Origin of the sequence: Pedobacter sp. MR2016-24, from assembly GCF_026239655.1 — a bacterium.
GTDB lineage: Bacteria > Bacteroidota > Bacteroidia > Sphingobacteriales > Sphingobacteriaceae > Pedobacter.
This window is the reverse complement of record NZ_JAPIVO010000004.1, coordinates 579,962-592,270: the sequence shown is the minus strand read 5'-3', so window position 1 is coordinate 592,270 and position 12,309 is coordinate 579,962. Positions and strand designations below refer to the sequence as shown.

General features: G+C 37.5%; 12 protein-coding genes. 1 reads left to right on the top strand and 11 read right to left on the bottom strand.

What is annotated here, in order from left to right; all coding sequences use genetic code 11:
* Positions 1–135: 135 nt before the first annotated feature.
* The 11 genes from OQX62_RS13550 to OQX62_RS13500 form a co-directional block, all read right to left on the bottom strand.
* The gene (locus tag OQX62_RS13550) at positions 136–741 is read right to left on the bottom strand and encodes a hypothetical protein (protein WP_265832072.1); all 606 of its coding nucleotides are present in this window, start codon (positions 739–741) and stop codon (positions 136–138) included.
* A gap of 8 nt (positions 742–749) precedes the next feature.
* Positions 750–3,473, bottom strand: coding sequence for a hypothetical protein (locus OQX62_RS13545; protein ID WP_265832071.1), 2,724 nt, complete (start codon positions 3,471–3,473; stop codon positions 750–752).
* A 4-nt stretch (positions 3,474–3,477) separates the two neighbouring features.
* Positions 3,478–5,655, bottom strand: coding sequence for a hypothetical protein (locus OQX62_RS13540; protein WP_265832070.1), 2,178 nt, complete (start codon positions 5,653–5,655; stop codon positions 3,478–3,480).
* Between the two features lie 187 nt (positions 5,656–5,842).
* Positions 5,843–7,462, bottom strand: coding sequence for a hypothetical protein (locus tag OQX62_RS13535; RefSeq protein WP_265832069.1), 1,620 nt, complete (start codon positions 7,460–7,462; stop codon positions 5,843–5,845).
* 12 nt (positions 7,463–7,474) lie between these two features.
* Positions 7,475–8,266: a hypothetical protein gene (locus OQX62_RS13530; RefSeq protein WP_265832068.1), complete on the bottom strand. Its 792-nt coding sequence runs from the start codon at positions 8,264–8,266 to the stop codon at positions 7,475–7,477.
* 1 nt (position 8,267) lies between these two features.
* A complete protein-coding gene (locus tag OQX62_RS13525) occupies positions 8,268–8,558 on the bottom strand; it encodes a hypothetical protein (RefSeq protein WP_265832067.1) in 291 nt (96 codons plus the stop codon).
* Positions 8,559–8,560: 2 nt separating this feature from the next.
* On the bottom strand, positions 8,561–9,118 hold the full coding sequence (locus OQX62_RS13520; RefSeq protein ID WP_265832066.1) for an N-acetylmuramidase family protein: 558 nt from the start codon (positions 9,116–9,118) through the stop codon (positions 8,561–8,563).
* 462 nt (positions 9,119–9,580) lie between these two features.
* Positions 9,581–10,075, bottom strand: coding sequence for a hypothetical protein (locus OQX62_RS13515; protein WP_265832065.1), 495 nt, complete (start codon positions 10,073–10,075; stop codon positions 9,581–9,583).
* A gap of 42 nt (positions 10,076–10,117) precedes the next feature.
* Positions 10,118–10,888: a hypothetical protein gene (locus tag OQX62_RS13510; protein WP_265832064.1), complete on the bottom strand. Its 771-nt coding sequence runs from the start codon at positions 10,886–10,888 to the stop codon at positions 10,118–10,120.
* A gap of 203 nt (positions 10,889–11,091) precedes the next feature.
* Positions 11,092–11,259, bottom strand: a complete 168-nt coding sequence (locus OQX62_RS13505) for a hypothetical protein (protein WP_265832063.1) — start codon at positions 11,257–11,259, stop codon at positions 11,092–11,094.
* Positions 11,252–11,518 carry a hypothetical protein gene (locus tag OQX62_RS13500; RefSeq protein ID WP_265832062.1) on the bottom strand — a complete coding sequence of 89 codons (267 nt, stop codon included), beginning with the start codon at positions 11,516–11,518 and terminating at the stop codon, positions 11,252–11,254. Before OQX62_RS13500 ends, OQX62_RS13505 begins: the two co-directional genes overlap by 8 nt.
* A gap of 135 nt (positions 11,519–11,653) precedes the next feature.
* Between OQX62_RS13500 and OQX62_RS13495 the strand changes: the two genes are divergently transcribed.
* Positions 11,654–12,304, top strand: a complete 651-nt coding sequence (locus OQX62_RS13495; RefSeq protein ID WP_265832061.1) for an XRE family transcriptional regulator — start codon at positions 11,654–11,656, stop codon at positions 12,302–12,304.
* Positions 12,305–12,309 lie beyond the last annotated feature (5 nt).

The following is a 12,309-nucleotide window of genomic DNA, read 5'->3' as shown; positions in this document are numbered from 1 at the left end:
TATATATTATTAATAAATTTGTTTCATTAAAGAAATAAGAATAATGATTGTTTTATTCTAGGCATACCAATATCACTTGGAAAATTACTTTTTCCAAAAATTGAATATTAGGAATTGAATAAACTATACTAGAATCTAGTATACATTGGCATTAGGCAAAAACTCAAAATTAGCGTAATAAGGATGATCAGTAAAAAGGGTAGGAAAATACTTAAAAATCTCTGCACTGTAAATTCCTCCAGTCCACCTTTTATCGGTATTCTCTACCCATTGACCCCAAATATATTTTACGAGCCCGTCCTCATTATATTCAAAACCAAGTGCACATAATTCTTCGCCAACAACATAAAGATATTTTTCAGTTTTTGCTGGTATTACCGTCAAGTCATTTATACTAAATTCTTGTTCGCAAATTAAATTATTATTACTATCATAAAGCTTTCTGAAATAAAACTTCAAGGTGTTTTTTGTATAGTCTTTTGATTCTTCGATTCTGTACGATCCAAAATAAGACCTAGTAATAATATCAACACGCTCATTCTTAAATTCGTCCAAAACCACCGACAGTGTCTCGTTTGAACTTAGATAGTATGTATAAGAAGAAATTATTTTTTTTTCGTAATGCTCTATCTTCTTTATCAAGCTGTTGTCATCATAATAGTTTTTATTGTAGTCATCCAGAGCATCAGCTTGCTGAACAGTGATGGGCTCGCCCAAATAATTTTTATATGAAATAGTCATGATCTTGTTTATTTAAACTTGTACTTAATTCTTGGATATCCTGCTTTAAGATCTTCTAAAACAGGTGTAATATCTGATTTTATAACATCTGGAAAATCCCGATCTATGACTTGCCTTATATTAACCAAATGACCGTCCTCAATAGCAACTATATATCTCTTATGTAGGACTCTATTTTTTTTAAAGAAAGATTTCATAGCTTTATTATATTCATTTGCCTTACCTTTTTTAATGATTCCGAGGTTGTGAGCTCGTATAAATCTTTTCTCCATTTCTCCAACTAGTTTTTCCATCTCAATATAAGAGTAATTTACTGACCAATCCGTATCAAATATACCTCCTGAAATACTACTCTCTGAAGTGATGCTGGAACCTGTATAGTAAACTTTATCCTTGGCTAGCCCGAATTTATCCAAAGTAACTCCAATTTTATTATTTGCATAATCATCAAAACTATCTAAACTACTGAAAGTGAACGGAAAACCTCTTTTTCTGACAGCAACCAATCGATCCATTCGATCTTTTAGTAAATTAATAGGGGCGATAAATTCTACAGGTCTTTTTCTACAAGCCTGATGGAGAATACCCATTCCATCTTCTTTAGACAATCCTTTACCAGCTGCGTAGGTTAAAATTTCTTCCATTTGAAAATCACTATAGTATTTAACCAAACTATGCTCTGCTCCAATCGTTTTCAGGAATGCATTTTCTCTGTTAATTATTTGAATTAGTGTACTTTTTGTATCTGACACATAAGCTTTCAAATAATCGGCAATATCCATTCCGGCTAATTGCTCAATTTTTTGTTTTGGAGTAAATCCGTCAATTTCGTTGAGCATACCAGACGGCCAACCACTCTCTATCCCCTCTTCGACTAAATTTTGCGCAGCTTTTTTAGATTTTGCAATCGCGATTGGGTCTTTTACTAAAGAAATAATTTCAATATAAAACAAAACAGTTCTAAGCTTCTCACAAAAAGGAGAATTATTACAATCTTCGGAATATCTTAATAAAAAACTTAAGATTGATGCAGCTATCGAAACAGTATCTATAATAACCAGGAATTGACCTAATTTTGATAGATATCTTATGTACCTCAATTCCGCTATAGCCCCAATACCAGAAAAAGTTGCAGCGACATCTACCATAATCCCAACTTTAGTATCAAAATCCTTACTGTCACCATCACTATCAATAAAGGCTAAAAAAAACAGTGGAACAACTCCTTTAAATTCTCCGTCTTTTTGGGGTAGTTGAATTGAGGTATCAGTCTCGGAAGGATAGGAAAGTAATGTCATCGGCTGATATAGGTTAAGTGAAGTAGCCGCCGATAATGTGAAGTCCTTATTCGCCGTTATCCAATAAATACCATTTCCATTAGGATCAAATTCAAAAGTAAAATTATCATTATAAACTCCAAATTTACTTTTTCTGGAATTATAATTAATTAAAGCAAAATGATTAAAATTTTTATCGTAATCATAAGTCGAGTCATCTATTAAACTATAATCCGGTTCACCATTTGTCGTCAAATTTTTATAAGGATTATATTTACTCTCTTGCCATAATAATAAAATTGCTGTTGCAAACCTTGTTCTGTTATCCTTACTGTATTTGTTACTACCAATCATCTCAAATGTACTCTTAAGGATAGACAGATGGTTTACAATTTTTATATACAACAAGCTATATAAATTGTTAGTATATGGAGGAAGCTTGGAATTTGTGACATATTTTTTTGAAATCAATGCTCCTAAAAATTCATTAACTTCTGATTGATTACTTATGTCTACAGAATTCACGATATTCAAGGCATATTCTTGGTTATCATCATCCAGACTAGATTTTAATGCTAACACCTCCAAAATGTCAATACGTTGCTTGGGTGGAATTATGCTTAAAGTAATAGGCGATAAAGATTTGGCTAACCAATACAGCTTATCTTTACCATTAGACTGTGTAATCAATAATTGGTTTACATATGTATTTCGATAATATCTTCGGATATTATTTAAATAACTATCGAGGTCATTCAATGTACGAAAATCAAGTATTAAACCTGTTTGCCAAAATTCATTCTGTTTTAAGGCATAGTTTTTATATTCTTCCGAAGTACCATTATCAAATAAGGGGAATATATCCTTATTAATCATACTAATTACAAGAGCAATTTTAGTTATTAAAAGTGCAGCTGAATTCTGTTCCACATCCGCAAAAGTACTTGCCAAGACCATCCTATTTTTTAAAAAAATAGACGATTGAATGTGTAACTCCACAGTTTCTAGATCTGCTTCAACTTCTTGTGGAATTCGAATACTTAAATCATCATTAAGAACCTTAGTTAAGTCACCGTCATAAAGAAATTTGTAGGAAGAGACTTCACAATAGCCTTTATATGGTAACGAAGGGATTAAGAGTTTTCGAATCGCCAGATTATCTCCTTTAGTTGCATATACTATTTTACCTTCCTTTGATGAATCAGTATTCTTAACTTTTTCCAAACTCTCTATTCCTGCAATATAATTCAGAAATACAAGCTTTTGATAATAGCCAGAAGTAATTTTATTACTCTGAATATCGCCAGTTTTAAAATGAGTTATTTCTCTATAAATATAGGTAAGATTCTCAATTGAAAATTCTATTAAGAAGCCTTCTAAATCATGACGAATTTCATTCGTAAAATTGTCACTGCGGACAACCTTACCATTTTTTAATATTTCTGCTTTTGCCATAAAATTATAAGTATATATCTGAATCCAGAATTGAGTCGATGGTTTCTTTTACCATGAATTTACTGTAGTCATCTGTGAAAAGATATTTTTGATCTATTGAATAGAGAATTATTTCATTTTCTGGCATATAAATTTCTAGATACCCATCGTTATTCTCACCAACTATACCAGCTTTATATTTTTGATATAAGATGATTTCTGAAGAAAGCGATTCGTTACCCTCTTTATAAAAACTAACAAGAATCAGCATTGCATTAATTACCTGATTTACTTGTATAGCTTTCTTTAACAGATCATTCTCGACTTCTGTGAGTCCTAAAATTGTCCGGTTAGGATTAATATTATTTGCTTCTTTTAATTGGATTCCTGTTATTGTTCTTGCTGAATCTGTAAAATTCAGAACATCATAATATAATGGTTTTGGTAGATCATAAGTCTTAACAGAATTGGAAGCGACTGAAGCAGAGGAGGAAGATGTTATATCATTACTAATAGAAGCTGTAAATGAACCTGCCAAGGTAAAGATATCGATAGGTTGTGTAATATATGTAACTCGCTTTAATGTTGGTATTTCTTCTGTACCCGTATCAATCACATCTTTAACAATATTTGTCTGTACAGCGGTTATCCCATGTTGCATACCATTGTAAACATGATTAACTAAGCGTATTTTTTGCGATGCCAATAAAGAATATTCTGAATCAGTAATATTCTTAAGCAAGGGTATTCCAGTAATCAAATTAAATACATCATCGAAGAAATTAGGCTGGCCATATGTACTGGTGATTTGACCTTCCTCATCTACAATCTGTTCTAATGTATAATTATATGTCTTGCCCTGGTATAACAGAATATTAAAGGTAGCCACATTAAGTTTGTTACTTTCAGTTCCGGTTGCAGGGTTAGATAGCATTATAATTTTAGTATATCCAGGATCTGTAGTTTCCTCAGCATCCAGATCAACGGGTAATTTGAGATCATCAGGCCCACAAAAATTATTATGCTGCGCATTATCTATTTGTGCCACCTGCCCATACAACATGGTATTCACATTGTTATCAGTGACAAACTGTACAAACATCTTATTACGACCATCACTGCTTACCTGCGGATTTTTTTCAATAATCAACGGCCAGCCATCAGTACCATATACTCTCTCAGCAAGGCCTTCTTCTGTTAAACCAAATTTTAAAGATTCCGGGCTCCCTTCTGTAATAGCATAATTCCCGTAAAAATTATAAGACCTGGTCCTGTCACTCTGGATGTACAGATACACATTGTTCCTGGTGAAAAACTTTGAAACTACATCATTATAAATGTCATTTCCTTTTTTATCAACCATTACGCCACCAGAGTAAGTATGAACAATGCCGCCCTCTATACTGTGGAAACCATAATATGCAGCTGCATCAAGAAACTGGAAGATCTGCTCGCGTTTTCTCTTCTGCTGAAAAGCATCAGAAATGCCTGAAATATCGATCAAGGATTCCTTAGCTCTGCCATAGGCCAGATCAAAGACAAACTCGTCACTGCCATCTGGTAAGGCATAATCACCATAACTCAGAACAATGTCGATACCGCATTCGCCAACTTTAAAATCGCCAATGGTCGCACCCATATCGATTAATGGCAATTCAAATGCAGTTCCCTGTGCTTCAATGAATTCGCCCGCGCTCTCAACATAATCGGATTGCTTAAAAAAGAAATCATCGAGCTTCAGATTATCCGGCTGGTTGGCCGGATCAAAACCGATGTATTTAGCCATAAAGTCCGGCACTTCTTCTTGGGGATTTGTTTTGGTATGAAAAGCAGTGAAATTGGCGTTAATCTTATTGATAAAATCTGAAGTACTACTTGTTGCAGCCAGCACTTTTTCACCATCAAAAAAACTGGACTTCGTAATTCCACGATAAATGAAATACTTGATATTTAAACCCGATATCGGCTGTATGTAAGGCCTGATGATCAGATTTACAGTATCATTACTTCCCGTTTGAGGCTGGATGAGCACAACACCTTTACAAACAGCAAAGGCTTTTGCACCGGCCGACGTAAATTTAGAGGTGAGTCTGAATTTATTGCTGGCAGAAGGGGATGCTACAGGGCCGAAAGCCTGTGCATCATTTTGTCCAATAGATGCCGGGGCTGTAAAAAAACAGGACCTGGGCTTATACTTTGACATGTAGTTATTAGAATCGGTCGCCATATATTTGTTTATACATTTATTAAATCCTACAATTTTTATTCGTTTACAGGTATCGGGTAATGAGCAATCCTATCATAATCTTTTTGATGGATTACAAAAATCATGGGCAGTCTTCTCCCCCCTGCGCATATGAAGCACATCAATACCTGCTTAATCTTTTGTATTAGAAATCAGTGGTAACAGTCACCTTGTCATTCGGAACATTGTAAACGAACCTGATGATGTTGGTCAGGTCACTTTCTGCATAACTGCCATTTGCACCTCCCACAACGGTGCCCCTGTACGGGGTTAACTCCTGTACATTCTTGCCATTCGTTACACTAGGCATATATGAACCCGGACTTCCGTTAAGCACCATTTGAGCTTCATTACTTCTCAATGAAAAGCCACCATTTAATGAACCACTGCCTACGCCACGTCCTTTGATATACATCACAAAATCTGTAGTTCCGGGGTTCTGGGCAACCATTTTAGCCAGGTTAAACGTAAACCTCCAGGATGTAGTTGCACCACTGTTCAGATCGGATGCCAGAATCAATGCCTGCGCCGGAACTGCTCCTGCTGGCATGATATTGTTACCGGTATAAGTAGAAACATGATTATTGATCACCTCCGGATTATCTATAATACCAATCACATTCAGGCTGGTATTGTTATATAAGTCGACCACAAGCACACCTGCTTTAAACGTTTTATCAACTACAGTGATGTTCTTCGTTAAAGTGAAACTTCCTGCAGCGGATGCAGTGATGGTCACCGTTCGGGTATCGCCTATGATTTCGTTTGAACTGGCAGTAAATGTCCTTCCAGCAAAAGCACCATCGTTTGCACTGAAAATATATTGAGCGGAGATATCCTGCTGTGTTCCGTCAGAATAGGTAGCAGTAACACTAAAATCTGCAGATGCCGCCTCATTTACTGAATCAGGACCGCTAAGGCTCGTAGAAACAATGGTCACGGCACTTGTATCAGTAATTGTAATGGTTTTGGTCAGGGTCTGACCACTGGTATTTGAAGCACTGATCGTTAAGGCACGGGTATCCCCGGTTATCGTATTTGCAGGGATAGTCAGTTTTTTTCCCGAAAAAGAACCTTCTGGTGTACTAAAAACGTATTGACCAGAAACATCCTGTTGTGTACCATTTGAATAAGTCGCCATCACACTGTAATCTACAGCGGCCCCTTCGTTCACCGTATCAGGTCCAGTAAGACGGACTGCGGTAATAGTCACTGGTGTGGTATTGTAAATTGTCACCTGCTTGGTAGCTCCGGTTATGCCATCTTTTACAGCGCTGATGGTTACGGCAACCGACTCATAGTTGTTATCATCAACTGCAGCAGTGAAAACTGAACCATTAAAAGATCCACCTGCAGTACTGGTGAGGGTATACTGATCAGTGACATTATCGGTAGTTCCGTCATTGTAATTCTGGAATACCGTATAGTTTATACTTTCACCTTCATTGAGGGTATTTGCACCTGCGATATAGAGCAACACCGGCACCATACAGCTCTTAAAGGTGAGTGTTTTGATCCCTGACCAGCCATTATGGCTTAAGATCCTGGCACCGATGGTATGACTTCCACAGGGTATTTTAGCAGCAAAATTGATTGCTGATTGTCCGGTTACCAGAATATCATCGAGATACCATTCGGTGTACAGCACAGCGTCTGCACCGGACTGGTCATCAAAAATAAGCTGGAAATTGACATCCTGACCCGTAAAGCGAGAATCGCCTTTAAGGGAGAATGCAGGACCGAAGAGACAGACTGAGTTTGGCATTTGTTGTATCGATTAAAGTTTTCCAATTGTAAATTCCGTTGAAGCTCCCCAGCTCCAACTCTTGTTGTTGATATAGTACTGGAAATCTCCTTCCAGATCGAACCTTCCTAACTTCAGACTCAAAGCCGGACCAGACGCAGGTCCGGCAATGTTGTTAAAAGATGCCTTCCACTTCGCCTGCAGACCAAAATCAGGGGGTGCACGGTCAAAGCCCACGTAGTTTACCTTATTGATCTTGAAGTAGGGAGAGTCTGAAGAAACAGACAGGAGCGATTTCTCCTTGCCTAGGAACCATTGTCTTTTATACCCCTGCGCCAGGGTAACCCCAAATGTGCCCAGGAAATCAGCCGTAGCATTTTTTACAGTATCGTAAGGTGGTGTAAATTTTAATTTTAAACCATTCGCCTCATAGGTATAGTAAAGATGATGACCGGAGTCCAGTTGTGCTTTTAACTGCAGGTTCTCTGCCTTATATTGTGCCGCGATTTGTGTGACCTCCTTCAATTGCTTGGTGCGGATATCTAGTGCCAGTGCTGCGGTATCTACGATGTCGGGAATGTCGGTTTTATCGGCATTTTTATTTGAAGTCCGGTTCCCGGTAATATCCAGCAGCACTGCTTCAGTGCCATTCGCCTTCACTACCCTGCTGATCTCCTTCGCTCCGGTAAGTATTTGTTTGGCCACCTCCCGCTTAGTGGCCTCAAAAACTTTGAGCGACCTGCTATCCTGGTACCACTGATAGCCAACATAGAGCAGTCCAATAATTAGGGCCGCTATGACCAGATAGAACTTTAAATTTTTCATACTAATTCCGTTTAACTATTTCTTTTGATTTATTCAATTTCCTGGTAATGGTACTGTCTTTCTCTTTTGCCTCTACGGCCTGCTGCAGGATGATTCCGTTCTTAATCAGCAATGCGGTGGTAAGGAGATCATTCTTACTCCTTTCTGAGCGGTATCGTTGCTCACATTCATCGCAATCTGTTTTATGAAGTACCTGGTAAAGGAGTAATACGACAACAGCAAACAGCGACACCACAGTTACACCCCAGGGATACTTCTGCATCTTCTCTGGTGTAGGTATGTTTATGCTCATTCTTACGCTCCATATTTATGATAAGCCTTTTCCATACTGATGTTATAAGGCTCCCTGTTATATTTCTTCGCCAGCTCCCTGTAACCGCCACCATTATAATAGGTGGCCACCAGGTGCCAGTTCTTTTCTCTGATCGCTTTCAGCAGTTTAGGATCACTGGCAATGAATTTCACCATACCTTTTACTTGTTCGTATTCACCTGTTTTAAAGGCATCTACCATTTCATCAACTGTTTTAAATCCAATGCGTCCATAATGAAAACCCATGATCTGACCCAGCCCCCAGCTGGTGGATTGCATGGCTGCATCTTTGTTGATTTTAAAGGCATTACTGAAAGCTTTGTATTCTTTATCCTGATTTTCTACTTTGTTCAGCGACCATAAACCGGATGGTGCAAATGGTGCTTTTTTTCTAAACCATGATGGCTCAAACTGAATTACAATACGATCATTGATAAAACCTTTCCCACCACTTTCCACACTAATAAAAGCCATCAACGCTGCATATTCTATTCCTATAGATTGTGCCAGTCCCACCAGTTCTTCCTTTTTTACATTCATGATCTTTCTATTTTATGTGTTTATAAATTTACCTTAGTGTGCTCTTTTACTGAATTTTAAGCGAAATACAAAGGCCATTAACCGTGTTTACTAAATCTTTTAAAGTCTGATTTTGACCCTAACAGGGTAATTTCAAAATATGCTGATAAGGAACATTCCGAACGAAATGAAGACAGCTTTGATCTCATCAACGCGACTGTTATTTTTTTAATCCTGTTCTTTTCCTGTTGTGACTGAACCTGCAGCAGCGCAAATCGTCCCCCTGCTTCTAAATAGTCGCGGCACGGCACAAATCTGCAGGAACAACCAAAACGGAGCCAGCACAAATACTGGCATGACGAGGATATATTTATCTGTTTATTTGAATACTGTAAATTTACGATCTTTAATTCTGATTATAAATTTTATGAGAATGCCAACTTGTATTGACCAGCTTTCGTTAAAATTTTATAGTTAAAGGCTTTATACTAGCTTCTTTGTCTCATTTATCAGTTCGTAGATTCTGTATGTTTCTTCCCTGAAAGCCTTGTAAGCTTTAAAGGAGACGATCACCTGTGAAATACGCCTCTGCAATAGTTTATTACTGCATTGCAGCACATTGGAGATGGCACTCATTACACCATATTTTGCTTTTTCGTCAGTCAGCTGCAACACTTTTTCAGGATGATAAAACAGCATGACTACAGCAAGGAGCAGATCTATATTTTCCCAGATCTCTTTATTGCCATATCGTACAATAGCCATTACCACATCGTCAATACCACGTATATGCGTAAATAACCTGATAATTTCCGGTATATGCGAGAGGTCATCTACTTTTCCGGGAATATCATCGTCTATACGCTGCCGGATCTTAAGTTCTATTTCCGGGTACTCTTTGCGCAGAATATCAACGACCAGATGGATATTGTATTCCTTCATATTTTTACCGGCATCACATAATGTTCTGTATGTCATAATAGCGAACAATTAATTTATATTTTTATTAAAAAAGGACGACTAATTATGATGTTGTAAAAATGGAATCATGCCACCTTTTAGCTGCAACAACCTGAAATATTTGTGAAGTGCAATTCTCTTCGACTCGGGGATATCGAGGTGCTCTCCTTTAACCATCGTCCTCGCTTGTTTATTGAAACACTCCTTTCTTTTCCGCAGGCTATCTTTTTTAATCTCCAAATCGATCTTCTTCCTCGCCTCTTCCAGTATCGCGAGTTTCTCCTCTGGCGTAAAGGGAATGATTAACTCCTGATCTAAAAAGTCGTAAACGGCATTATCCTGATCATCATAAAATCCTTTGATCTGATAGATTTCAAATGCTTTATTGGAAAGATCAATCTTTTTTTTCCGGCTCAGCTCCCTTGAAACCGGGGGAAGCTGGAAGGCAGCCAGACTCTGTGCAAGCCCCCGGCGGTAACCGCTAGTGAGATACTTCGAGAAAAAGTTATCACAGCTAACCAGGCTCAATCCGTAGAACTCTCCATATTCTCCTCTGATTCCTTTAGCAAAGCAGAGCGAGATCTCCGCTGTACGGAGCTGCCTGTGGTTAACTCTTATGCTGGCGGCTACTTCATTTACCAGGAGGTGCAAATCATTTCTTGACGGTAATGTCCATTCCAGGTGATGGAAAGATTTGACAATTTGTGTTTTTACTTCATGATATACCTCGTTAAAATCATCGAGATAGACTGGCTGATTTTGCAGAATATGCTGAAATTTATTTCTGGGTACGGACAATTCCTGCTGGGTTGTAGTAAGTTGGTTCATCATCTTTTCTTTCGTTATATATTTTCGTTGCATCTTGTTTTTATCTCCAACTTCCTGCGCCTTTCAAATAACTTTTTACAGTTAAATGCGCAAAATGTATATCCGGCACTATAAAATCTTTCGTGGGCGAACGGACGGTCACATTCAAAACAGACTAGGGGTTCAGCCCTGATCTTTCCTTTATTGATATAGTCTCTTTGCATTTCTTATTCTTTATCTAATGATTTTACCGCGTTACGTTCAAAATCATCACCAATGCCAATGATTGCCTCAATTCTTTCGATCTGCATTACAAATAATTTGCGCATGTTCAGTATTTCATCTTCCAGTATCCTTATTCTTTGTTGATCACTTATTACACTATTTTCAGACATTATCATTTCCTCTTTTGCCATTAAACTCTCCGTTTGTAGCTAACAAATTGATCATCGAAGCAGTATGCTGAAAAAATGAGCTTTGCCTGAATGCGATATCAGGGAACACACCTGCACTAAATCTGCTGAACAATTCAAAAATCACGTGCGGATCAGGCATCAATTGTCTTTCGGGAATTTGTCCCATTTTGACAATACAACTGTTTTCCTCCACATATTTACCGGGCATCTTACTCCGATTTGATGTACGTATTGTCATAATGGTTGTCTTTTGTAATAAGTTAAATGAATTTTTGTTATATATTTGTCTGATTGTATAATTCAAAGGTACAAAAGTAAAGTCAAAAAGACAAGTCTTGTCAAGACTTTATTGGTAATTTTACACAAAAATCTGATGATCAGCGGAAAAAATTTAAAAAACGCATTAAAAAGACTTGACTTATCTCAGGAAGCTGCGGCAGAGAAAATAGGCAAGTCCAGACAAACTATAGTAACCTGGTCCAGTAAATCTGTGCTGAGTGATGAAATTGTGAAACTCATCAACGAAAAGTTAAATATTGACTTGTCAGATTATGGCGACAATAATGAGAGCAATTCTTCGATAGACCAATCCAGTATTCCAACATTTAATAACAGCAGAAAGGGCGTTCCTTATTATGATATAGATTTCGTTGGCGGCTTTGACCTGGTATTTAACAATACCCAGGTAAATCCGGCCTTTTATATTGACTTTCTGCCTTTTAATGATGCGGATTATTGGGTAAACGTTTCTGGTAAAAGTATGGGGCCACTTATTGCTCATGGCGATATTGTGGCATTAAAGCAGGTGAACGACTGGAAACGTTTCCTTTTGGAAGGTGAAATCTATGCGATCATTACTGATAATGGTTTCCGAACCATCAAGATGATCGGATCGTGTGAGGATAAGGACAGTTTTATGCTGATACCTTACAATAAAAGCGAAGACTATAAACCACAGCTGATACCTAAGGAAGTAATCACCCATATTTTCAGGGTAAAGGGAGCAATCAAGAAATTCTTTTAGGTATA

Coding starts and splice junctions, on each gene's coding strand:
- OQX62_RS13500 (WP_265832062.1), bottom strand. CDS start 11,518: ATGACAATACGTACATCAAATCGGAGTAAGATGCCCGGTAAATATGTG.
- OQX62_RS13540 (WP_265832070.1), bottom strand. CDS start 5,655: ATGTCAAAGTATAAGCCCAGGTCCTGTTTTTTTACAGCCCCGGCATCT.
- OQX62_RS13510 (WP_265832064.1), bottom strand. CDS start 10,888: ATGATGAACCAACTTACTACAACCCAGCAGGAATTGTCCGTACCCAGA.
- OQX62_RS13495 (WP_265832061.1), top strand. CDS start 11,654: ATGATCAGCGGAAAAAATTTAAAAAACGCATTAAAAAGACTTGACTTA.
- OQX62_RS13515 (WP_265832065.1), bottom strand. CDS start 10,075: ATGACATACAGAACATTATGTGATGCCGGTAAAAATATGAAGGAATAC.
- OQX62_RS13505 (WP_265832063.1), bottom strand. CDS start 11,259: ATGTCTGAAAATAGTGTAATAAGTGATCAACAAAGAATAAGGATACTG.
- OQX62_RS13530 (WP_265832068.1), bottom strand. CDS start 8,266: ATGAAAAATTTAAAGTTCTATCTGGTCATAGCGGCCCTAATTATTGGA.
- OQX62_RS13550 (WP_265832072.1), bottom strand. CDS start 741: ATGACTATTTCATATAAAAATTATTTGGGCGAGCCCATCACTGTTCAG.
- OQX62_RS13535 (WP_265832069.1), bottom strand. CDS start 7,462: ATGCCAAACTCAGTCTGTCTCTTCGGTCCTGCATTCTCCCTTAAAGGC.
- OQX62_RS13525 (WP_265832067.1), bottom strand. CDS start 8,558: ATGAGCATAAACATACCTACACCAGAGAAGATGCAGAAGTATCCCTGG.
- OQX62_RS13520 (WP_265832066.1), bottom strand. CDS start 9,118: ATGAATGTAAAAAAGGAAGAACTGGTGGGACTGGCACAATCTATAGGA.
- OQX62_RS13545 (WP_265832071.1), bottom strand. CDS start 3,473: ATGGCAAAAGCAGAAATATTAAAAAATGGTAAGGTTGTCCGCAGTGAC.